We start from the raw sequence: 21,296 nt of genomic DNA on the forward strand, positions 1-21,296 counted from the left end.
TCCAAGGCGTCACCGCGCGTCGCCGGTTGTCTGCTACCGCAACGCCGCGGGACCATGCTGGGGACGGGACCGGCGAGATGCCCGACTGGCTGCCGCGGCGGTCAATGCAGGGCAAAGTGCGGAGTTTTATCGGGTCGGATAATGGACTCAAGGTTTCCCTGCTGTGCCATTCGCTGTTCCTTAAACTTTTCAAATCGGACCGCCCGATGATCGTGCACCGCCACAACGTGTGCGCTGCTTTCGGCTGCATCGCTTGCGCGGTTACCAGTGAGCGCCCCACTGGCGTCGAACAGACGGCGCCGGACCCAACGAAAGTGGGTTCGCGGTGAGTGCCCCGTGCCGGCTTCTAGTATTTGATCCGGTAAATTCCAGCGCGCGCGCCGTGGCACAGCCTCGGGTTAATCTGACTGTCTCCGGTCATGCACAAGACTGTCGCGTTCGGCTGACATCCGAGTTTGGCTCACTGGCCGGCGTGCGATAATGCGCCGCGGCCAAAAGCGGGACTCGCTCCGGTCGCGAACACACAATGCGGAGAGGATGTTGGCCAAGAATCTACTTTACGGTCTGGTAACGATGGTACTTGCAACATCGGCGTTTGCCGGCGAGCGCTACATAGAAGTATGGAACCCGCCGGAGGCGCACAGTTCTACCGCAAAACACCGGAAACCATCGGCACACAAACCGAAAAAAAGTCGTGTGGGTCCGCCTGCAACGAGCCGGACGCGTCGAGTAGCGGAAGTACCAACGTTACAGCCGGCCACAACGGCAAGGCCGGGCAGGCCGACATTCAACGACATTCCGCGGCAGACTACGCCAGGAGGCAATGTGCTCCGTGTGGCAGGCGGCCAGTCTCGAATTGATGTTGAGTGCTGATGGAGTCCGAGCGCTACAAGGGGTAATTGTCCATTGCTGCAATTTGATCCGCTCGCGCCCCGAAATTCTTTGTGAGTCAAGAGTCGACATTTTCTATAGAAGGGGCCTCGGAAGCCTTGCTACGCGCACGGGTCACAGGGCCGTCGGCACGAAACGCGCGACGTTGGGCTGGCAAGTTCCCTCCCGATTGATCAGTTGCGTGCTCGGCTTCTTCATTTCAATGCCGTCGTCGGAGCGACCGGCAGGGTAACTCCTTACCCTCAAGGCTTGCATCCGTTGTAGAGTTGCACATGCGCTTGGAGGCACACCTCCGAGCAAATTCAGGGGGGAAGCAGATGGCATCGGAGATCCAGTCTTACTTCAAGTTCACCGGCAAGGGTCGGCTTGAGAAATCGATCAATTCCTTGCTCGGCCTACTGGAAGGCATCGCAATAGACGGGACGGTGACGCCAGGCGAGGTGGCTTTGCTGCGGATGTGGCTGGCAGATAATCAGGATGTTGCGAACCGGCATCCGTTTTCGGAGCTTGTGCCTGTTGTAGCCGAGGCTGTTGCTGATGGAGTGCTTGACCCAGAGGAGCGCGCCGATCTCACCTGGTTATGCGAGAAGCTCCGAAGCACCGAGTTCTACGACATGGTCACTGCCGACCTTCAACGTCTTCATGCTGTCGTGGGCGGCATCGCTTCTGATGGCGTGATCAGCGTCGAAGAGATGAGAGGGCTATCAGACTGGTTAGCGGAGCATGAACACCTGAAGACCTGCTGGCCCTACGACGAGATCGACGCCATGACCACGAGGGTTTTGACCGACGGCCGGATCGACGAGTCGGAACACAGGATGCTCTTTGATTTCTTCACCGAGTTCCTGGCTGTTCTTGACGAGCGGACCATCGTACGGCCCTTGGTTGCAGATGGTGGCACGAATTCTTTCACCGCCATGTGTGCCGTGATGCCGACTGTCTTCTTTCCCGGGGCCACGTTCTGCTTTACCGGCGCGTCGGCGAAATACAAGCGGGCGGAATTCGAGGAAATCGTGAAAGGTCTCGGCGGCGAGCCTATCCCGGGTGTGACCGCAAAGCTGAACTACTTGGTGATTGGCGCGGAAGGCAATCCATGCTGGGCATTTGCCTGCTATGGCCGAAAGGTGGAGAAGGCGGTTGAGTTGCGCAAGAAGGGCATCCGGGTTGTTCTCGTTCACGAGAACGACTTCCACGATGCCGTGCTCGATGCAAGCTGAGCTACGCAGCGTTCTCGAATTGAGGCGTTGACGGCGGTCTAAAAGCGACAGTAAACGGCTGCGCAAGGTCGGTGAAAGAGTCAACAGTAAGGGGCCAAAAGGGCCTCTTACGTAACCGTCAGCGGAACCCGTCTGGCGAGCGACGGTAATCGGACGAACAGCAGGGCGCGCCAGCCGACGTCCTGAATCCGGAGACGGCAGCGACAGCCCCAATGAAAGAAATCAATGAGCGGGCGGCGGCGATCCGCTGGATCCAGAATGAGATGGCCGACTACGGGCTGACTGGAGCGGCCCCCTGAATCGCCGGACACAGTCCCCCACTTACAATAGCGGGTAGGCATACGACTGTGTTTATGACTAAAGCGAAGCAGGAATTGGTGGAAGTGCTGACGGGTCCGGAACGCCGGCGGCGGTGGTCGCCGGAAGAGAAGCTCGCGATGGTGCGCGAGAGCTGCGAGCCGGGTAAGACGGTGTCGATGGTGGCGCGCCAGCATGGCGTAAATCCGAACCAGCTCTTTCATTGGCGCAAGCTGTACCAGGACGGCAGCCTGTCTGCGGTCAGTGCTGGGGAGGAAGTGGTGCCAGCTTCCGAGTTGAGCGATGCGCTCAAGCAAGTTCGTGAGCTGCAACGCCTGCTGGGCAAGAAGACCATGGAGAACGAGATTCTGCGCGAGGCAGTGGAGGTGATGAAGTCGCGAAAATGGATTGCGCGCTCACCCTCATTGCCGGGGGACGACCTGTGAAGAGGGTCTGCGAAGTTCTCGGTGTAGCGCGCTCGAATGTGGCAGAGAAGCTGACCCGTCCTGCAGATTGGCAGGATGGGCGCGGCGCCAGGCAAACCGATGATGCAGGGTTGGTTGAGGAGATTCGCAATGCGGTCGCGCATCTGCCCAGCTACGGCTATCGCCGGGTCTGGGGTGTACTGCGCAGGGAGCGCGAGCGCCATAGTGCACCGCCCGTCAACGTAAAACGGGTCTATCGGGTCATGCGTGTGCACGGCCTGCTGTTGCAACGCAGAGCGGTTCCGCCGAGGCCTCAGCGCCGGCATGACGGCAAGGTTGCTGTAGAGAAAGCCAATCAGCGCTGGTGCTCTGACGGCTTTGAGTTCCGCTGCGACAACGGCGAGCCATTGCGCGTGACGTTCGCCCTGGACTGCTGCGACCGCGAGGCGATGAGCTGGGCGGCGACTACCGGTGGGCATAGCGGTGACGTGGTCCGCGACGTGATGTTGGCCGCCGTCGAGAATCGCTTTGGAAACGCGCTGAAGACGCCGACGGAAATTGAATGGCTGACCGATAACGGCTCGGGCTACACGGCCGACAAGACCAGGGCGTTTGCGTCGGCCATCGGCTTGAAGCCGCTGACCACGCCGGTCTGCAGCCCGCAGAGCAACGGGATGGCCGAGAGCTTCGTGAAGACCATGAAGCGCGACTATGTCGCCTTCATGCCCAAGCCTGATGCCGAGACGGCCGTTCGCAATCTGGCCATCGCCTTTGAGCATTACAACGAGCAGCACCCCCATAGCGCCCTGAATTACCGCTCGCCGCGGGAGTTCAGACGTGCGATGGCCTTATCAACCTAAGGGTGTGACCGTGTCCGGGGACACGGGGGCAAATCCACTGACCATGGAGCAGCTGGAGGCGGCGGGGTGCTTCGACCCGCCGCCCCCGCCGCCGCCTGCACCAGCGCCCGTGGTGTGCTACCGCAACGCCGCGGGGCAGAGCTGGGACGGGCAGGGCGACATGCCCGACTGGCTGCGGCGGGCGGTGAATGCAGGGCAAAAGGTGGAGTGCTTCATGGAAGGCGGGCGCAATGAATGTGCTGCCCTAAGCATGGCAGGCTGCGACCGTGTGACCGCGAAGTATGTGTGGTGCCGCGCACTTGGAGCGTTTTCTGGGCAAAGGGGCCGCTTTGCGGGCCACTAGGCGGGAGAGCCTTAAGGGAACCGAACACCGCTTCTGCCAAGGGTGAGCGACTTCTCTTGCGGTGATTTGCAGACTGGACTAACATGGCCAAGTTAGTTCACACGGCCAAGTTAGTTCACACGGCCAAGTGAATTCACATGGACAAGTTAGTTGCATATGCAAACGCACTTTCACACACAAACCGAACGCCTCGCGATGGACTCAGTCCAGAATATATTCGCGAACAGCGGTTGGCAGGTGCAGGCGGACGAGCAATCCGGTCGCGTGGGGGATCTCGTCTTAACCAGCGATCGTGGCCAGACCTACCACGTCGTCCTCAAAGCGTTCAATGAGGGGCGCTCGGATCGGGTTAAGGCATTTTTTGCGCAGGCGTTGCTTGAGGCGCGCACGCGCGCGAAGACAGACCATCGGCAGCCGGCCGTGCTGATCTGGGTCGGCAACGTCTCGCCGACACTTGTTAAACAGCTGGTGGATTTCCATAGGGAGTACGGCGAGGACGAACCCTTCGCCGTGCTCTCCAAGAGTGGGGCCAAATACGTCCATTTCCCTGGCCTGCACCACGGCTTAGAGGGCGTCGACGAGCCGATCAAATCCCGTTGGCTCAGGCACAGTGCGCCGCCGCGGCTAGTGTTCTCGGATTTGACCCAGCTGATGCTCAAGCTCCTGCTGGCGGCAGACATCAAGGGCGAGAACCTGATCGGCTTGCCGGCTGAGCACTACAAGACGGCGACCGAGCTCGCACGCGCCGCGCGCTGCTCCACGATGACGGCGACGCGTATGGTGAAGGCACTAAAAGAAGAAGGCTTCATCGAAACCTGGCCTTCCTTGAAGCTAGTGCGCCGCGGCACGCTGGCGGAAAGATGGAAAGCGGCATACCAGAAGACGCCATTGAGCTTGCCCACGAAGTTTTTGTCGCCTGCGGCGCCCGACAAGCAGCTAGAAAAACTCCTCTTAAAAGAAGATGGTATTCTCGGCCAGTTCGCCGCCGCCGCCGCTCTTGGAGTTGGTCATGTTCATGGCGTCCCTCCGACTGTCTGGGTCCCGCATCTAATGCTGGCTAATTCGCGCGCAGTGCGGCTCATACGGGAAGGCGAGCGTCCTGATCTGATCTTGCAGGAGCCCGGTTTCCCGCAATCGCTCGAACGAGGCGCCGTCATCCGCCAAGGCAAGCGAGTCACGGACATTATCCAGACCTGGCTCGACGTCTCGGCTCACCCGGCGCGTGGCGCCGAGCAAGCTGCAGAGCTAGAGCATGGCGTTCTCGCAAACGTGATCGGAGACAGGGCTTGAGCCTCGTTGAATTTAGCACCCTCGCCTTGACTCTGGAACCGTGGCGCAACCAGATTGTCTTCGTTGGTGGTTGGGCCTATCGGCTCTACCAATATGCGCCTCACGCTTACAAACCCGACTACGCCGCGATCTTCACTCAGGATGCAGATGTGGCCTACGCAGAGCGGGAAGCGCTCGCAGGCGATATCAAGAGGGCACTCGAAGGCGCGGGCTTCAAGGAAGAATTCGTGGGGGATTTCCGGCCCCCGGCGATGCGCTACACGCTCGGTGAGAATGGGTTCTACGCCGAATTCCTCACACCGCTGAGAGGCAGCGGCATGCGGCGCAGCAAGACGGCGCCCAATGGCTTCGAGCAGGACGCAACCGAAGCAAGCGCCGGAGTCGTAGCGCAGAAGCTTCGTCATCTTGAAGTGCTTTTACATCAGCCCTGGCTTGTGACAATCCCTGAGGATCAATCCGGTCTCGGGCAGGCGCTGGTTGACCTGCGTGTGCCAAACCCGGTGAGCTTCATCATCCAGAAGCTGCTGATCCGTGACATCCGGGATCCCAAGAAGCGCGCTCAGGATGTACTCTACATCCACGACGCGATGATCATTTTCGGCGCGGCGATCGAAGACGACCTGGTTCCGATCTGGAAGAGCCTTGAGGCCACGCTAACTGATAAGCAGCGAAAGTCCGTTCGCGCTGGCGTCGAAGAACTCTTCACTGAGGTGAACGACATCATCCGTGAAGCAGCGAACATCCCGAGTGATCGCAGGCTCGAACCTGAAGAGGTGCTCGTGCTGTGCCAGAACGGCTTCGAGGATCTCTTTGGCGAGGCATTGAACGAGAAGGGCTAGGGCGTTGCTCCAAAATGAATAAATGACCTAAGGCCAGGCCACGGCGCGCGCACCGCGCAGGTGGCTGGCAGCCAAAGCGCCCCCCTCGCTCTTCGGCAGTGGCGCAGCACTCCATCTGGAGATGGGTTCGATCCCCCGTCGGAGCAATGGAGCAATAGTCTCCGTCACAATCGGGTAGCCAAGGCTAGTGTTACTGGGCACGCTATCGCCCGCTGTGCTGCCGGCCAACAAAGGCGCGACCGGACGGGATCCGATGGCGCAAGCCCTACCTTATCCCGATGCCTCCTCCGCCGAGTGCGCCAAAGTAATTCGCGCGTGGTTGGCCGGATAGCCAAATGAGGGACGAGCGACCCTTTCTTCTCCGTTGTGCTCGGTGCCAAGCCCGTCTATCAGACCCTATGATCGATCAGACGTGAGCGCGCGTGCCACCACTCGTCGTTGCCGTCTTAGCGCCATGCGCACTCGACTAAGGTAGCGCCGACCTCGCCAACTGTCTGCCGCGAGATCGACGAGCTTCGACCATAGCATGTCGTCATCGACGACCGTGCCGAATTCAAGCGGTGGCAGTTCTGATAGACGAAGCGAGTTACTACTGCTCGGCGCAGCCGTTCGTAGTGGTCCCACTCACGCCAAGGCCCGGCCCATGGGAGACGACGCACTGTCATCTGCCAGGCCGCATCCGATAGTCGCCCGAGTGCCATGGCTTCGTGGAGACGCTGCGCCGAAAGGAATAGCAGACGTCCAGGCGAGTTGGAGCGCCACCCCATTGCCCGACAGAAGAGAAGAGACGCTTGCAGGACGCGGTCGCGGCTGACGAGGACGAGCTGACTCTACCAGTGGTTGCGCGCCGACTAGGCCAACATCCTGGCGGCCACGCGGGGCCTGTCGGGCGAGCAGGTCACACAGGCCTGGAGCAAGAGTAATTGCAGCAGAGTCCACCCCGCGCTGTTCGTGGGCGTGGCGGGCGCGCGGCTGGATCGCAGGTTGTCCCGCGATTTCGTGGAAGGCGCGCTGGGCGGCATGGGCTGTGGATGATGGCATCGCCGTTATGCAGTTGGCTGCCGATGACAGCCAAGGGCAGTCCCGACAGTTGACCGGGATTTGCCATTATGCGCTGCAGCGCAATGGCGAATCTTGGCAGCTCGCAAAGCGAAGATGGGCGTGGAGCAACGATCATGACGATGACATGCCGCGCGCTGAGGCCGCGACGCCTGGTGTTTGTGGGGGTATTACTGCTAGGTGCGGTGCTGCAATCAGCATTCGCCGCGCAGACGGCCATGGATCTGTACAGGCAATGCCGGGACAAGGCCACCACGGCGCAGCTGCGCCAGTGCTTTCCCGCCGCGATTCGGCAGTCCGAGATCGAGCTAACCGCTGCTGAAAAATTGGCGCGCGCGAATTTGGAGGAGTTGGAAGCCATCAGTCCGGGCAGTCGATCCGTGCATCCTGTGCGCGCCTTTGATGAGGCTACACGCGCGTTCCGGACCTTCCGAGAGGCCGAGAGGCGGCGGGTCTTGACCTCCTATGGGTCCGGCACTGGTGGCGACTTGGCTGCATCCGAGACCGTGATTCGCATGAACCTCGAGCGGGTGGATGTACTGACCGACGAAGCGGCAACGCGCTGACTTGGGCGATGTCTGGAGCGTCATGCATTTCGTGCATGCAAGGTGCCATCGAGAAACAGCTGCAAGTCGGGCCGAAGCCGCGCTGGCCAACTGGCAGGCTGCCTCGGCGGCCGCAGCCACGGATCTCGCCGCCCTGCGCGCTGAAGCGCGCCACCAGGCGCACGCAGCTGAGACCGCGCGTGACCAGGCCGCAGCCGAATGCGAAGCCTCCCGGCAGGCGCCGTCGGCTGTCACGCGCTGGAAGCCGTCCGCGCGCAGCTTGCCGAACTCCAGGAACACTGTCAGCTGAACGCCGCGCATGCCGCGACCGATGTCCGCCTGCGGGAGGCCCGTAGGCAACTGGCCGAGCGGCGCGTCGGCTCACGAATACCCGGGCCGAATTCGGTGCCCAGCTGGATTGGGAGCGGCAATGCGAGGGGCCCGCGCTGCGAACTGCTTTTAATGGAGGTTTCTCCAATGAATTCTGACGAATCGCATATCGCTGGCGGGCCGGTGTCGACACGTTGCGCCAAGTGTGCGGCGAACGAAGCGATACTATTCTCAGGCAGATGACTAGTAACTGACAGCCTCCATTGCTAGACTCCACTTTCTCAATGCGAGTGGTGGGTAGCAGGTGCCGCTCTACGAACGCGTAAAATGCGGAAGATAACGGGTACCGAAATACTGCCAGACAAAGTATTTGGCAAAACTAGACAAGATGAATTACCGAGCCATTCTCACGCTTGCAAGCTTGACGCTTGCAAGCTGTATGCGCCATCCGGACGCGTCAGGCCATCTTATTCGTACTTCGCTCATTGCGAGTTGCCTCGCCAGCATAATGGGGCTGGATGAAGTCGACCAAGAATACATCCGCCTTGCAACGCCAGTTCATGACCTGGGTAAGTTGGCCATTCCGGATCATGTGCTGCTCAAACCGGGGAAGCTGGATCCTGAGGAACGGCGCATTATGGAGCGGCATTCGGGGATTGGGGCCGAGCTGCTCGCCGGTAGTCTCCATGAATTGCATCAGTATGCATCCGTGATTGCCAGGCATCACCACGAGCACTTTGACGGCAGCGGATACCCCGACTGCCTCGCTGGCCAGAGCATCCCCTTGCCCGCACGTGTCGTTGCAGTGGCGGATGCGTTTGATGCGATGACTGAGGCTCGCTGCTATCGCGCGTCGATGACGGAGACGGCTGCGAAAGCCATTATCTCGGCAGGAAGCGGCACGCATTTTGATCCGGCCGCTGTCCATGCATTCTTGGGGGGATTTTCCAGCATCATGCGCGCCCGCCGGGCAGCAAATGAAATGTTGTCGCTCGGAAGCGAGGCTGCAGTTGTTGCTCAGTTCTATGGACTCACTCGCCGAGATTTCCCCGGACTACGTGATCAATGGCGGACCACTTCGTGAGCCCGTTCGTCCGAGCAACGAGGGCACTCCGAGGAAAACTGACTTTTCAGCAAGCTCGGGTGTTCATTTCCTGCCTGGTTTACAACGCTGCGCGGGCGTTCTGCAGCACGGCGGCCTTTGGGCCATAGTGGCTGCCCAGGCGGCGAGGTGATGCGCATCAACGGGCTATACAAGGCTGAGTTGATCCCATTCTCTCACGGCTCGTTCAGGTACTTCAGCAGGAGCAGCGTGCGGACGACACGGCCGAGTTCGCGGAATGCAAAGATGAGCTGTGCGCACTGTCCGAACTCCGGAACCGCTCAAGCGGGTAGTCTGTCGCCAGGCCGGCCCGTGGAGGCGGAAGATATCCGCGACCTCGAGCACAACGAGCTCGGCGGCAGGACTTCTAGTCGGAACGCAGGTTCTCGAGGGGGCTGATGACCTTGCGCAGCAGATTGGTGGCGACCTGAGCATAGAGCGCTGTCGTCTCCAGCTTCTTATGCGGACCACCGTAATGCGGTAACCAATCCGCGGATATCAGTGTGATCCACCGTCGAGACGTACTGCTACGTCGCCCTCGGGGAATTCAGATGCACGCAAAACCGAAAACCGATCACGATTGACACGAGGAGTCATATCAGTCCTCCGACCCGTCGCGGTCATTCGCGCACCCCTCTCCGAAAGACCGGAGTTCGGTGCGGATTCGGTCATTGACCGGCCCTAGGCCGTAAAGAATCGCTCTCGATAGTCGGCTGGCGAGACTCGCAGAATTCTGAGGAAAGCCCGCCGCATCACCTCTTCCGATGAGAAGCCGCATGCCTGTGCGATCATCTTCATGCTCTGGCTTCGAGTTTCGATGAGTCGGCAAGCCTGCTCTAGGCGGATTTTCTCGATCGCGCGTGCGGGAGTCAGCTTAGTTTGCGCCTGATAGAAGCGGGCAAAGGTTCTCGGCGTCATGGACAGCCGTTCGGCGAGAGTTGCAACGTCAAGGCGCTCTCGCAGGTGCGCTCCCACCCATCGGTGCAAGGTTTTGATGCGGGCGTCCGGAGAACTCTGTTCGAGCAGGGCACTACTGAATTGGGACTGCCCGCCAGGCCGCTTGTAAAACACGACCAGAGTCTTGGCGACGGCCATCGCGACTTCGCGGTCGAGGTCTTCCTCTACCATTGCCAGCGCCATGTCGATGCCCGCGGTCACGCCAGCCGAAGTCCAGATGCGACCTTGGCGACAATAGATGGCGTCCGGCTGAACGGTAATCCCGGGAAATTCCGCGGAAAAGCGTTCGCAGAGATCCCAATGCGTGACCGCCTGGCGACCATCAAGCAAGCCGGTCCTGGCAAGGACAAATGCCCCGGTGCAAACGGATGCCACGCGCGACGCACGCTTCGCCGCGGCGTTTAGCCATTTCACCAGTGTATCGTGTGCAGCACCTTCCCGCACGCCCGGTCCCCCGGGAATCAGGATGGTGTGAATGGGCCTACGTGCCTGAGCAAGGTCTCGAGCTTCCATCCGAGCGCCACATGAGCTGGCGATTAGCCCACCCGGTGCACCACAAAGCTCGATGTCATACGCTCGCTCGCGGCTGCGCCGCGCGAGGAGCTCGTTGGTCGACGAGAACACCTGCATAGGCCCGCAGACGTCCAGTATCTGAAAGCCATTGAAAAGAATCAGGCAAACACGCTTGGGAGGTGAGCTCATATGGCAGCTTTCGTGGGGACTTTGTCATTCCGGACATCGTTCGGAATTATAGAGTTCGGATATCGGCGTTCACAACAAGGAAGGTTCCCATGAAGATCGGCATGCTGGTTTTTCCAGATATCACTGCCACCGACTACGTCGCACCCGCGGATCTCCTGGCCCGCATGCCGGGAGTCCAGCTCCAACTGCTGTGGAAGCACACGAACACGATTGCCACCGAACTGGGTTGGCGGTTCTCGGCGACCACCGCGCTCCGGGATTGTGGTGACCTGGACATGATCATGGTGCCGGGCGGGCCGGGCCTCATCGGTCTCCTCGATGATGCGGAGGTCCTGGACTTTCTCGCCACGCGCGGGCGGACTGCCAGATGGGTCGTGGGCATTTGCACCGGTCCGCTGCTGCTCGGCGCAGCCGGCTTGCTGGATGGCTATCGGGCGACCTGCCACTGGGGATCACACGAACTGCTTGAACTTGTCAATGCGATACCTGTGGATGCGCGAGTGGTCGTGGACCGAAACCGCATCACCGGAGCCGGCGTGACTTCCGGCATCGACTGCGCCCTGGAGGCCATTTCGCTTGCCGGCGGGGCATCGCTTGCCAAAAGCATCCAGTTGTTTGCGGAGTACGATCCGCAGCCGCCATTCGATTGCGGATCGCCTGCCAAGGCGCCTGCGGATATCCTCGATTCGGCAAAGACGGCGCTCAAGCCCTTCGTCGAAGCACGCCGCGCGCTTCTGACAAAGCGGCGCGCGGAACTGGCCCGCACTCTGAGCTAACGCACGCCGGACCGGAACGCTCCGTGCACTCACAGCTTGAGGAATACCATGACCATTGCTCTTCAAATTCGTCCGGGCAAGACGCGCCTAGCGGGAATCCTGGCTTGCGCGGCTGCGCTGGTTTCATCGTTGGCTCATGCGGATGGCGGTGCAACGCTTCGGCTCGTCGTGGGCTATCCGCCAGGTGGTTCCGCCGACGTGGCGGCACGAATCATCGCGCCACGGCTAGGCACCGCGCTGGGACAAACCGTGCTCGTCGAGAACCGTCCCGGTGCCGGCGGACAGATTGCCGCCCAGCTTGTGAAGGGAGCACCAGCCGACGGATCGGTACTGCTTCTGAGTAACACGCACACCATGATCACCGTACCACTGACTGTGCGAAAGCCTGGATTTTCCGCGACTACCGACTTCAAGCCGGTCGGAACGATCGCCACATTCGAACTGGCGCTCGCGGTCTTTCCCGATACTCAGGTCGGTTCGGTCCAGGACCTTAAGCGCTGGTTCGCACAGCATCCATTGCAGCGCGCCATCGGCGTGCCGGCGCCGGCAAGCGCTCCGGAGTTTGCCGCTGCCCGCATTGCAAAGCTGCTACGCGCAGACGCCGTCCCGGTTCCTTATCGCGGCGCCGCCCCTCTCGTGCAGGACCTGGTCGGCGGCCAGGTTTCTGTGGCGGTCTCCGGCGTTTCTGACCTGATCCCGTACCATCGCGCCGGCAAGCTGCGGATCATCTCGATGTCTGCGGCCAGCCCCCTCCTGCCGGGCGTACCCTCGTTCAGTCAGGCTGGTTTCGATGGTCTGGAATTGACAGATTTCCTGGGCCTCTACGCGCCGACCGGCGTTTCCAGCGATCGCGTGACGCGGCTTAACGCGGCAGTCAATAGCGTCCTCGCTATGCCAGAGGTGCAACAAGCACTAAATGAGCAGGCATTGGTTGCAGCACCCGGTTCGCCAGATGAGCACAGCCGCCGCATGTCCAAGGCGGGAACGGCCCTTGGTGCGCTGGTCAAGGACAGCGGCGCTACACCCCAATAGGAATGCCTGGAAGGCATCTCACGTTCCTCTCTGGCGTGCATTTCTTCGGGGCTTGTGCGAAGCCCCTTACCCAGGGTCCGCGTCCGAGGACTCGCGATGATGCGACTGCATCGTTGCCTTATCGCGCGTCGTGAGGATGCAGCGTTCGCGGCCGCCGCTGACCGTTCGCTTCGCTTTGGTGAACCACAACATCCCGCTGGGCGGCGCAGCGGAGAAAGGGACATCCCGGCTGCCGCCAATTGCATCGCCTCGACGCGTCGCAATGACAAACAGAAGACCGTCCTCTATTAGTTGGGCCACTCGTGCGGTTATACTCCGCGCTTCACTCACAACTATGATTAACCAACATGGTCGCAGCAACTAAAACGACACGGGTAGGTGCAACTGCCAAGGGAAAACCTGCCGCAAAGAAGGTGGCCGTGCCAACGAAAAAGGCCAGCGTGCTTGCCCGTGAGGCACAGGCGGCAAAGAAGCGCTTGTTGAAGCTGCGCGCCGACACGAAGAAGGCAATTGAAGCGGCTAAGCGCGAGATTGCCCAGACCGTGGAAGCCGCAAAGGCCGCGGCCCGCTTTGAAAAGCAAGCCGCAAAGGACAAGCTCGCGGCGAAGAAAGCCAAGGCTGCAGGCGCCAAGAAGACGACGGGCAATAGGGCTGCCGCAACGAAAACGGCAGCGAAAAAGGCCGCACCCGGTATTAAGCGCAAGGTCGCCGTGAAAGCAGCCCCAAAGGCGGCCCCAGTGAAATCCGTGACGAAGAAACGGGCTTCGGCGAAGAAGGTGGTTCCGGCCGTAGCGTCGCCTGAAGCGTCGGCGTGATCGTTGCTTCGCTGGTAACGCGTTATCGCCAACCAGCCGATTGATGCAAGATGGGGGGTACTGCTGGAGAAAGTTGAGGCCGACGAACGTTGTGCTGGCGGTGTTCCCCCTTCCAACTGGGCCTTCTGTGAGGGCAATGGTGTCAACCCCCTTCAATGTTGGATTTCAGGTAGGTGTCGGGCGCGACGTTTTCCTTGCAAGCCATTTGCATTCCTTCGCGGACTGACGCGGCAGCGAAACCGAGGTCAGGGTGCTCAATGCCGGGCTATTGCCCGGACTACCTTCTATCCGTGCCGGCGCGGGGCCGGGCACCACATACCACATGCGCAAAGCGCTTGGACCACCCCTGTTACCTGTGCGCCCCATCTCTAAGGACAGCTACCCGCGGGGTAGCCCGGCCCAATTACGGGCGCGCTGACCTGCTATCGTTACCGTTTTACTCTCCACGCTTAGGACGGCATCACGCTACTGGTTTGAGGCTTGCCCCGGGGGGGGATCTCGCCGTGCTCGAGATAGCGCCACAGGGCAATTGCCAATCGGCGGGCAAGTGCGACAATACCGACGCGCCGCATGCGCTTGGTGCTGTATTAACGCATCAGCATCGACAGCAGCTTGTCGCTGTCGAGCCGGTCCGTCTTCGCACGGCGCGCCCGGCGGTTCACCTCGATACTGGCGGAATCGACCACTAGGTTGACGATTCCGTGTGTGCTGAGCCAGCGGTGGAGCCAAAAGCCGTCCCGCCCGGCCTCATAGCAAGTTGCGTACTGGCGCATCGGCGGGCAGATGACACCGGGCTTTGGCCTTGGCGATTGCCTTAAGGACCGACGTCATGTCGCCGGCCGCCACCGAGCACCGGCTCGGCCCACGCACGCCGTCGCCCAGCGACAGCTTCCAGCTCTTGTCGCCCAGTTCGAAGGCCGTGCACAACCAGCCGGTGATCGGCGTATTCTGCCGGTGAAGGGCTGTGTCAGGTGCATCCATTTGCGTGCTCCTTTCGAGAAACGAGTCTCCGAATCCTCGTTTTACTCCAAGGGGCTTACCTCCGTAGCCCTTCATAGTATCTCTAGCTCATGCCTGGTTAGAGCAGCGGACTCATAATCCGTTGGTGCCGTGTTCAACTCACGGGAGGCCCACCATTCAACCGCAAATGCGCAGCAGCGTACTTCGTCTCCCAATGGGATCTCAGACCGCCGAGCGTACCCGTTTCTGCGAGCTACGGCTTTGGGGCGAATGTCCGCCATTCCTGGGGAATGGCGATATCTTCGTGGCACTTTATTCGCCGCCGACCGCTAAGTCACAGGCCCATACTAATATTCATCAAAGTGAATGGAATGTTAAGTTTCGTATGAAGGTAGAGAACGAATACCTTGCAGGCCGACTTTAGAATGCGTATAAGTCAAAAGCGACTGAAAAATTGGAGATGAAGATGGCAACGTATCAGGAATTGTTGGCGCAGAAGCAAGCGTTGGAAGCCAAAATCGAAGAGGTGCGTTCGACTGAGGTCGCGGGCGTCATCGAACAGATTCGCGAACTGATGGCTCGGTATGGTCTGTCGCCGGAAGACGTGGCGCCGCGTCGTCGTCGGGGCCGGCCCGCAAGTACAGCGTCCGCGGCCACCGAGAAAGCGCCGCTGCCGCCGAAGTACATGGATCCCAAAACCGGCAAGACCTGGTCTGGACGTGGCCGGACGCCGGCGTGGCTGGGCAAGCGGCCCGAGCGTTTCCTTATCCAGCCGGAATGAGCGATTGCAACGCAAATGCGAGCGGGTCGGGGCAGGCAACTCGTCATGGGAATGGCCACCCCGCGGCGAACCGCGCAACACACACGGAGGCGATGACCGAAAAAAACGGCTCTCGAACGGTAGCAGAGAGCCGCAGAACGTCCATGAAAAAATCGGGCAACTTGTGAGTTTCCCACGCCCAGTATCTCCCAGTCGCCCCGCGCCATGCAATCGGCCTGCCCACTGCTGCGCAAAGGCTCGCTTTTCCGAAAAAAAGCCCGCGTCACCAGGGCGGCGAAACGGGCGGTAGCAGGACTGCCCAGGCATGATATGACATCGCAAGAAACACTTAAGTCTGAATTGGGCCGGATTTAACGCGCTTTTTTTCAGCCGAAGGCTCCCGCGCCTTATTTGGATGGAGTGATCATCACTTTTGCGGTGGAAGTGAACGATTGAGCTTCTTACGATAAGTGCCTCAGCAGCCTCTTGGGGTGGCGCATCAGGTTGGTTGGTCGCCGAATAATGCAGCGCACTGGCTTTATGGACGGTCGAGCTTCCGGAATGCGTTGAAGTGTCGCAGCCCCTTCTGGAAGTGCCCCAGTTCCTGATGCAAACGCGCCGCGTTGTAGTGGGCATCGGCGTCGTCCGGTGCAAGTTCGATGCATCGCTCGTAAGCTGCCAGAGCTGACTGCGCGGCGCCGACATCCTCGCGTGCAACCCCCAAGTTGAAATGCAACTGCGGCGCGTTTGGAAGCACTGACAGCGCCCCTTCATAGAGCATAATGGCTTCGTCGAAGCGTTCTTGGTCTGCCAGCATGCACCCAAGGTTCAGGTAGGCGTTCAGCATGCATGGCGAAATCTCTAAGGCGCGGCGGTACGCGGCTTCAGCCGCATTGGCGTCGACCGGTTCAAGTGCATAGCCTCGCGCAAAGGCTTCCTCGGCGGTCGCATCGTTGGCACGCGTTCGCGTTAGATCTACGACTCGCACATTGGCTTCATCCAGTCCGAACTCGATCAGACGTTGGCCGCTCTCAACAAGCCACGCGCCGTGCCGGTCCCAAGCCGATACTTTCCCGCTGCTTGCGGAAATTCGCAGGGCCGATAGGTGTCGGTTCGGTGTGAGCCGTTCGAGACGACGCAGCACCCGCAGAATCCGTGCGGGCGCAACGCTCGACCTGTGCAGGGATTCGGCGGTACGAATCAGAACCACGTCCCGAAAGGAGAAGACGTACTGGCCGCGCGGGCCTCGTGCAGGCGTGACCAGCCCGGCGGCTACCAGGCTGGAGATCAGCCGGCGCGACGCGCCCAGGCGCGTCTCCAGCTCGCGCGTGGTTAACCCTTCGCCGTGGCTCATGCCGACTTCTTGGTGGTGCGTCGGATCGGTGTTGGCTCGGAAGGCGCTGTGCCCCGCTTACCGGCTCGGCGAGAAGTTGACGGCTCGGCGGCCTTGGCTTTTGTCGCGGGCGTCCCCTTCTTGGACAAACTCGCGCGAAGTGCATCCATCAGATCGATGACCTGCCCGCCGGCGGTGACTTCAACCGGTTCGGGCGATACGATTTGCTTGCCGGCGATCTTTGCGTCGATGGCGGCGAGAATCCTGGCTTTCTCCTCGTCCTTGTACTGTGACGGATCGTATTGGTCTTCCGAGGCTTGCTCGATCAGCTGGATCGCCAGCTTTAGCTCCGCATCAGAGACTGCCACTTCCTCGATATGCAGTTCGACGATGTTTCGGACTTCATCTGCAAACAACAGTTGCTGGAACACCAGGCCGCCCTCGACCGGTCGGATCTGCACGACATGCGATTTGCAAGGGGCGGTGTCCGTGACGGTTTCCGCGAGCAGATAGGCATCCAGTGGCGGAGGCAGCATCATGTTCATCGGGGTTTACCTCAACGTGAAGGTTTGCATGCCCCAATCATGGCGCTACAGTTACCGTATCGCAAGAACGCACAAAAAAGTAAGTAACCCTTGGCTAACCGAAAAAACTACACCCCCGCGACTGCCGCAATCGATGTCGAAGCCGCATTCAAGCTGCTGGAAGCTGGTGATCTTGTTTCACCTTTTCGGTGGTCAGGTACAGCGCTTTTCGGACCTCGAGAGACTCATCCCCGGCATCACACAGAAGATGCTTGCCCAGTAGCTACGCCGCCTCGAAGCGGACGGCATCGTGACACGTACGGTCTATCATCAGGTGCCGCCGAAGGTGGACTACCGCCTGACTGATTGGGGCCAGGCGTTGTGCCCGGCACTGGATGCGATCCTGACATGGGCGGAGCACCGTGAAGACTTTCCGTAGGCTGCGACGAGCTTGCGTGCGTGACGCTAGCTGTCATCCAGAACTCCAATTCGCAAAGTCGTCGACGTGGTCTCATCCGCGATGGTCTCATGTCGCGCTGGAACCTGACGGTCGTCCATCTCATTTGAGAGGCAGCACTGGGTCGGTCAGAGACGGTCGCAGTTTCGCGACGCTTGCGAGGCACTCAAAAGCCGACGTCAAGCATCATCCGGCGCACCGTCTCCTTGGGCATCTCTATCACGCTTTCAATCGCAACAGACCGGAAACGTCAAACGCAACACCACTACACAGGCATGCGGGTCGCATAAGAGCAACACATCATGGTGCCTATTTATATTTGATCTCGAATAGCCAGCCGGGCCCGCGAGGGATGGTCTTGCGCTCGCACAGCAGCATGGGCCGCAGCTCGGCCAGGATTGGCGTCGGCGGCACCGCGGCCATGATCGCTATCCGACGAAGTCGGCCGGGTTGGTGCTTTCCGCGCGCAGCCGTACGCCGCCGGCCAGCGGCTGGATGTGAAGCTCGATGTTTTCGCGTCGGGAGCGGCTCCAGCCAGCGCTGATCGCAGCTTCGAGCGTGGGGAACAACTGACGCGGCTCAGACGTGCCGCCTATGTCGAGCGCCCAGCCCTGTTCGGCGGGCACGACGCTGATAATCTTTGCGGGCATCGATAACTCCTGGGGCACCACAGACTAGAGCCGCGGCGGCAGATACCACCCTGTGTTCAAAGAGTAGCGCCCGTTGATGTCCCTGGGTCACGTCCGAAGGAGTTGCGCTCCTCCGGTCCGGCCATCGCGTGCAGACTAAGCGCTCAGTCTTCTTCAGATACTTCGCTCTTCCTGGCTGGAGGAAAGGCTCCGTCCCACGGGTCGTCGCTATACAGGATGGAGTAATCAGTAGGGAACAGGGCCTTGAATGGTTCCGGGTATTGGAAGGCGGGCACGGGGCACAACTCGCCCTTTCTGTTCACCTGGAAAACCTCGACCAGCCGAGGGGTGCCGGCAAGCCCCTGGCCGAAGACGTAGTAGTAAGTGTGCGTGTTCCAGGTCAGCGATCGAGCCTTGTAGGGCCCCATGATGCCAGGCGGCACACTGTAGCTGAGGCATGTGTCGCGCGCTTCACGAAGGTATTGCAACTTGGTAAGCCGTTTTGTCCGGAGCGGTTGAGCGTCGAAGATCCGCCGTGGTGCATTCATAACGTCTTTACTTGCGGGGGCCCAATGATTATGCCCCAACTGGGTGGTGTCGGCGCCTTTGCCAAGTTCGATGGATGCCATAAACGCCTAAAGAGGCAGTTGGGCATCCAATGTATCCGGTGGCTCTTTCGGGCGCCGCACGATCGGCGCTGGCTCGGTGGCCATGGCCTCCATCAATATGAGCGCCATAAAGGTCGGCGCAGCTTCGGGATCACGGCACCGCCAGCCATTCGTCCCACTGCTGCCGCGGCACTATGACCACGGAGCGCTTCTCCTTGCCGGGCGCGTGCATCCGGCTCATGACGGGGTGCTTGTCCGCGTTCACCGTCACCATGGTGAACGAGTAGGTGTCGTCCGGCCAATCCCTCCACAGCCCGGCTATCCCAAATGCCGGTTCGCCCGGCAGCCAGATCCGGTACCGCGTCGATTTGGGTCCGGCTTCGAGTTTGGCTCATAGACGGCCGCGGCCGGCACCAGGCAAAGCTGACCCTTCCTCCAAGGGCCAGAAAATCAGCGCTTTTTCGCCGACTGTCTCCAAGCGGGCATTCATCGTGTCATATGCCCTGACGCCCTGCGGTATGCGCGCGCGGCACCAGGCCGAAGGTGGCCAGCACGCTGTCCTTCCGGCCATCACCGTCAGCGCGCACGATCGGCGCGGCATAGTCCGGCCAGGTCTCTGGCCTCCACTCAGCCTGCGGCGGCTCGACGCCGAAGATCTCCCGCAGGATTTGGCGCTGCACGGGGCGTAGTTCGTGCACATCCTGGTCTCCTATTCCTTGGGCTGCCGCTGGGCGCTGTGTTCGCCGGCCCTGGCCGCGCGCTGCTGCTCGGTTTCGTGTTCTTCCATTCACCGCTGTGCTCCCTGCAGATATGGCTCGTTCTTCAACTCGTCGCGCAGATGGCACAGAACCATATCGCGGGTTGAGCCGCCAAGGTAGCCCTGCGGAGGAAAGAACGTCTGAAACTGCCAGGCGCGCCGGACGATATTCTGCAGCCGCTTCACCTCCCACAGCAGCGCATGCACCTCGGGTGATCTATTTCTGGCCCACATGTCACGCAGCTGGTCGTCATCCAGGGGTGGTTTGAGCCGGTGGAATAGGGTCGTTGATCATGGTCGAATACTGTATGGATATACAGAATAGCAATCCAGGATGTCGGCTTGCGTCTTCTAAGGCGATGTCCTGGCGCGCCGGCATCCGAGCCTCTTCACGACTGCATCGGCCAGCCTACGTCTGGTCACGATGATAGCCGTGCTGTTCCTGGCCTCCGGGGAAGAGGGGCTGCCGTTCGCGCAGGACATCGCCGACCTAGGTCGGACGTGGAGTTTAGATAACAAGTATTTTTGAGCAGGGCCATGGCTCGGGTGGGGATCGTCTTTCAGGCATTACGCCATATCGGACCTGTGCGTGCCGCCGACGTTGCACAGATTGCGGCCCATCGCCTGTCGGCCAGCGACAAGAAGACTCTCGCATCCACAGCGTACCAAGCGCCGGCCTGGATGCGCCCGACGCTGACCTCGATCGCCAACACGGCGTCGGTTGAAATCAATGGATAAGGTTGCCCGACTTCCCGCAGAAGATCGGGCGGCCCTATTTGGTGAGAGCGGCGCCAACCGAGGGAACGCGAATACGATCATCGAAAAAGACTTTTGGGTCTGCTGGACCTTGAAGCGCCTCTTTGGCCTAAGGGAAGGGGAGGCCGCCACGCTTGTCTTCAAGGGCGGCAACGCCCTTTCCAAAGCGTTCGGCGCCATCCGCCGCTTTTCTGAAGATATCGAACCTTCGACCGGGCCGACCTTGGCTATACGGGGGGCGGGATCCCGAGCAGGGCGGAATTAGCAGGAAGAAAGCGAATCAGCTCATCGAAGATCTTGTGGGCGATGTCGAGCGGCACATCGCCGAGAACCTCCTTCCGGCCCTTCGCGCCGCGATTGCACAGCAACTTGGCGAGCCGACCAAAGGCGAGTGGTCGCTTGAGATCGACTCCAACGATGCCCAGACGGTGAACTTCCACTATCCGACGGCATTGCCCGAAACCGAATATATGGGCATGACGTACATCACTCCGCGGGTGAAGCTCGAGTTGGGAGCGCGCGGCGGTCCCTGGCCTACAGAGGAAAAGATTATTCGCCCTTACGCGGCTGAAGACTATCCCGACTTCTTCGAAGACCCCGACTGCACCGTGACCGTCCTGTCAGCGCAGTGTACCTTTTGGGAAAAGGCCACGGCCTTACATGCGGAAGCACACCGTCCGGCCGAATCGCCAGCACCTCAGTATTTCTCTCGGCATTACTACGACCTGGCCATGCTTCTCGGCACCAACGAAGGGCAAGCTGCCGCCACTAACTTCGGCCTTCTGGCACAAGTAGCGAAGCACAAGGCCATCTTCTTCCGATCGGCCTGGTCCAGTTACGGTACCGCGCGGCCGGGGACGCTGCGTCTGATGCCGAACGAAGCACGGGTCAAAGACCTGCGAATGGATTACAGGGAGATGGCGCCCATGATGTTCGATGAAGAGCCGGTCGCCTTCGACGATATCCTTGCCAAGATCAAAAAGCTCGAAACAGCCATCAATAGCTAGCACAAGAGGACACGAGCAGTCCGTC

General features: G+C 60.5%; 17 protein-coding genes and 6 pseudogenes. 15 read left to right on the forward strand and 8 right to left on the reverse strand.

Going from position 1 to position 21,296, the window contains the following annotated elements; all coding sequences use genetic code 11:
- Positions 1 to 19: 19 nt before the first annotated feature.
- The 8 genes and pseudogenes from AC3WRR_RS00280 to AC3WRR_RS00315 form a co-directional block, all read left to right on the forward strand.
- Positions 20 to 142 (forward strand): annotated as a pseudogene (locus AC3WRR_RS00280) (H-NS histone family protein); the annotation flags it as partial.
- A gap of 1,066 nt (positions 143 to 1,208) precedes the next feature.
- Positions 1,209 to 2,108: a BRCT domain-containing protein gene (locus AC3WRR_RS00285; protein WP_492295542.1), complete on the forward strand. Its 900-nt coding sequence runs from the start codon at positions 1,209 to 1,211 to the stop codon at positions 2,106 to 2,108.
- Between the two features lie 377 nt (positions 2,109 to 2,485).
- Positions 2,486 to 3,690 (forward strand): IS3 family transposase gene (locus tag AC3WRR_RS00290; protein ID WP_492296022.1). Its coding sequence is split into 2 segments (ribosomal slippage): positions 2,486 to 2,804 and positions 2,804 to 3,690, totalling 1,206 coding nucleotides; the frame shifts between segments, so codons are not numbered across the junction.
- Positions 3,668 to 3,913: pseudogene (locus AC3WRR_RS00295) on the forward strand (H-NS family nucleoid-associated regulatory protein); the annotation flags it as partial. The gene AC3WRR_RS00290 and the pseudogene AC3WRR_RS00295, both read left to right, overlap by 23 nt.
- A gap of 276 nt (positions 3,914 to 4,189) precedes the next feature.
- Complete coding sequence (locus AC3WRR_RS00300; protein WP_492295543.1) at positions 4,190 to 5,323, forward strand: RpiR family transcriptional regulator; 1,134 nt, start codon at positions 4,190 to 4,192, stop codon at positions 5,321 to 5,323.
- Positions 5,320 to 6,162 carry a GSU2403 family nucleotidyltransferase fold protein gene (locus AC3WRR_RS00305; RefSeq protein ID WP_492295545.1) on the forward strand — a complete coding sequence of 281 codons (843 nt, stop codon included), beginning with the start codon at positions 5,320 to 5,322 and terminating at the stop codon, positions 6,160 to 6,162. The genes AC3WRR_RS00300 and AC3WRR_RS00305 overlap by 4 nt, the downstream gene beginning before the upstream one ends.
- 1,175 nt (positions 6,163 to 7,337) lie before the next feature.
- Positions 7,338 to 7,787, forward strand: coding sequence for a lysozyme inhibitor LprI family protein (locus tag AC3WRR_RS00310; RefSeq protein ID WP_492295547.1), 450 nt, complete (start codon positions 7,338 to 7,340; stop codon positions 7,785 to 7,787).
- A 697-nt stretch (positions 7,788 to 8,484) separates the two neighbouring features.
- On the forward strand, positions 8,485 to 9,180 hold the full coding sequence (locus tag AC3WRR_RS00315; RefSeq protein WP_492295549.1) for an HD-GYP domain-containing protein: 696 nt from the start codon (positions 8,485 to 8,487) through the stop codon (positions 9,178 to 9,180).
- Positions 9,181 to 9,879: 699 nt separating this feature from the next.
- Here AC3WRR_RS00315 and AC3WRR_RS00320 read toward each other — a convergent pair.
- A complete protein-coding gene (locus tag AC3WRR_RS00320; RefSeq protein ID WP_492295551.1) occupies positions 9,880 to 10,857 on the reverse strand; it encodes a GlxA family transcriptional regulator in 978 nt (325 codons plus the stop codon).
- Between the two features lie 89 nt (positions 10,858 to 10,946).
- Here AC3WRR_RS00320 and AC3WRR_RS00325 point away from each other — a divergent pair, with 89 nt between their 5' ends.
- The 3 genes from AC3WRR_RS00325 (at position 10,947) to AC3WRR_RS00335 (ending at position 13,480) form a co-directional block, all read left to right on the forward strand.
- Positions 10,947 to 11,633: a DJ-1/PfpI family protein gene (locus AC3WRR_RS00325; protein ID WP_492295553.1), complete on the forward strand. Its 687-nt coding sequence runs from the start codon at positions 10,947 to 10,949 to the stop codon at positions 11,631 to 11,633.
- A gap of 48 nt (positions 11,634 to 11,681) precedes the next feature.
- Positions 11,682 to 12,665 carry a Bug family tripartite tricarboxylate transporter substrate binding protein gene (locus AC3WRR_RS00330; RefSeq protein WP_492295554.1) on the forward strand — a complete coding sequence of 328 codons (984 nt, stop codon included), beginning with the start codon at positions 11,682 to 11,684 and terminating at the stop codon, positions 12,663 to 12,665.
- A 347-nt stretch (positions 12,666 to 13,012) separates the two neighbouring features.
- A complete protein-coding gene (locus tag AC3WRR_RS00335; protein WP_492295556.1) occupies positions 13,013 to 13,480 on the forward strand; it encodes a fumarate hydratase in 468 nt (155 codons plus the stop codon).
- A gap of 590 nt (positions 13,481 to 14,070) precedes the next feature.
- Here the strand turns inward: AC3WRR_RS00335 and AC3WRR_RS00340 are convergent.
- Positions 14,071 to 14,461, reverse strand: a pseudogene (locus AC3WRR_RS00340) (IS110 family RNA-guided transposase); the annotation flags it as partial.
- A 445-nt stretch (positions 14,462 to 14,906) separates the two neighbouring features.
- Between AC3WRR_RS00340 and AC3WRR_RS00345 the strand changes: the two are divergent.
- Positions 14,907 to 15,221, forward strand: coding sequence for an H-NS histone family protein (locus tag AC3WRR_RS00345; RefSeq protein WP_492295558.1), 315 nt, complete (start codon positions 14,907 to 14,909; stop codon positions 15,219 to 15,221).
- A 517-nt stretch (positions 15,222 to 15,738) separates the two neighbouring features.
- On the opposite strand, the gene AC3WRR_RS00350 is transcribed toward AC3WRR_RS00345, so the two are convergent.
- Positions 15,739 to 16,554 (reverse strand): tetratricopeptide repeat protein, encoded by an 816-nt coding sequence (locus tag AC3WRR_RS00350; protein ID WP_492295560.1) that lies wholly within the window; start codon positions 16,552 to 16,554, stop codon positions 15,739 to 15,741.
- A pseudogene (locus AC3WRR_RS00355) lies at positions 16,551 to 17,006 on the reverse strand (non-homologous end joining protein Ku); the annotation flags it as partial. The pseudogene AC3WRR_RS00355 and the gene AC3WRR_RS00350, both read right to left, overlap by 4 nt.
- Positions 17,007 to 17,168: 162 nt before the next feature.
- Between AC3WRR_RS00355 and AC3WRR_RS00360 the strand changes: the two are divergent.
- Positions 17,169 to 17,496: pseudogene (locus AC3WRR_RS00360) on the forward strand (winged helix-turn-helix transcriptional regulator).
- Positions 17,497 to 17,942: 446 nt separating this feature from the next.
- Here AC3WRR_RS00360 and AC3WRR_RS00365 read toward each other — a convergent pair.
- The 4 genes and pseudogenes from AC3WRR_RS00365 to AC3WRR_RS00380 form a co-directional block, all read right to left on the reverse strand.
- Positions 17,943 to 18,164, reverse strand: coding sequence for a DUF2188 domain-containing protein (locus tag AC3WRR_RS00365; protein ID WP_492295562.1), 222 nt, complete (start codon positions 18,162 to 18,164; stop codon positions 17,943 to 17,945).
- A gap of 143 nt (positions 18,165 to 18,307) precedes the next feature.
- A complete protein-coding gene (locus AC3WRR_RS00370; protein WP_492295563.1) occupies positions 18,308 to 18,772 on the reverse strand; it encodes a hypothetical protein in 465 nt (154 codons plus the stop codon).
- 6 nt (positions 18,773 to 18,778) lie between these two features.
- Positions 18,779 to 19,451 (reverse strand): annotated as a pseudogene (locus tag AC3WRR_RS00375) (SOS response-associated peptidase).
- 87 nt (positions 19,452 to 19,538) lie between these two features.
- Positions 19,539 to 19,715, reverse strand: a complete 177-nt coding sequence (locus tag AC3WRR_RS00380; protein ID WP_492295565.1) for a hypothetical protein — start codon at positions 19,713 to 19,715, stop codon at positions 19,539 to 19,541.
- 523 nt (positions 19,716 to 20,238) lie between these two features.
- Between AC3WRR_RS00380 and AC3WRR_RS00385 the strand changes: the two genes are divergently transcribed.
- Together AC3WRR_RS00385 and AC3WRR_RS00390 are read left to right on the forward strand one after the other, a co-directional pair.
- On the forward strand, positions 20,239 to 20,529 hold the full coding sequence (locus AC3WRR_RS00385; RefSeq protein WP_492295567.1) for a nucleotidyl transferase AbiEii/AbiGii toxin family protein: 291 nt from the start codon (positions 20,239 to 20,241) through the stop codon (positions 20,527 to 20,529).
- 34 nt (positions 20,530 to 20,563) lie between these two features.
- On the forward strand, positions 20,564 to 21,271 hold the full coding sequence (locus AC3WRR_RS00390; protein ID WP_492295568.1) for a nucleotidyl transferase AbiEii/AbiGii toxin family protein: 708 nt from the start codon (positions 20,564 to 20,566) through the stop codon (positions 21,269 to 21,271).
- Positions 21,272 to 21,296: the final 25 nt, after the last annotated feature.

This window comes from Cupriavidus sp. FW305-3-2-15-C-LB2 (genome assembly GCF_058787575.1).

Excerpts from the sequence above, each read along its gene's own strand:
- AC3WRR_RS00285 (WP_492295542.1), top strand. The coding sequence starts at position 1,209 with ATGGCATCGGAGATCCAGTCTTACTTCAAGTTCACCGGCAAGGGTCGG.
- AC3WRR_RS00300 (WP_492295543.1), top strand. The coding sequence starts at position 4,190 with ATGCAAACGCACTTTCACACACAAACCGAACGCCTCGCGATGGACTCA.
- AC3WRR_RS00310 (WP_492295547.1), top strand. The coding sequence starts at position 7,338 with ATGACGATGACATGCCGCGCGCTGAGGCCGCGACGCCTGGTGTTTGTG.
- AC3WRR_RS00315 (WP_492295549.1), top strand. The coding sequence starts at position 8,485 with ATGAATTACCGAGCCATTCTCACGCTTGCAAGCTTGACGCTTGCAAGC.
- AC3WRR_RS00320 (WP_492295551.1), bottom strand. The coding sequence starts at position 10,857 with ATGAGCTCACCTCCCAAGCGTGTTTGCCTGATTCTTTTCAATGGCTTT.
- AC3WRR_RS00325 (WP_492295553.1), top strand. The coding sequence starts at position 10,947 with ATGAAGATCGGCATGCTGGTTTTTCCAGATATCACTGCCACCGACTAC.
- AC3WRR_RS00330 (WP_492295554.1), top strand. The coding sequence starts at position 11,682 with ATGACCATTGCTCTTCAAATTCGTCCGGGCAAGACGCGCCTAGCGGGA.
- AC3WRR_RS00335 (WP_492295556.1), top strand. The coding sequence starts at position 13,013 with ATGGTCGCAGCAACTAAAACGACACGGGTAGGTGCAACTGCCAAGGGA.
- AC3WRR_RS00345 (WP_492295558.1), top strand. The coding sequence starts at position 14,907 with ATGGCAACGTATCAGGAATTGTTGGCGCAGAAGCAAGCGTTGGAAGCC.
- AC3WRR_RS00350 (WP_492295560.1), bottom strand. The coding sequence starts at position 16,554 with ATGAGCCACGGCGAAGGGTTAACCACGCGCGAGCTGGAGACGCGCCTG.
- AC3WRR_RS00365 (WP_492295562.1), bottom strand. The coding sequence starts at position 18,164 with ATGCCCGCAAAGATTATCAGCGTCGTGCCCGCCGAACAGGGCTGGGCG.
- AC3WRR_RS00370 (WP_492295563.1), bottom strand. The coding sequence starts at position 18,772 with ATGGCATCCATCGAACTTGGCAAAGGCGCCGACACCACCCAGTTGGGG.
- AC3WRR_RS00385 (WP_492295567.1), top strand. The coding sequence starts at position 20,239 with ATGGATAAGGTTGCCCGACTTCCCGCAGAAGATCGGGCGGCCCTATTT.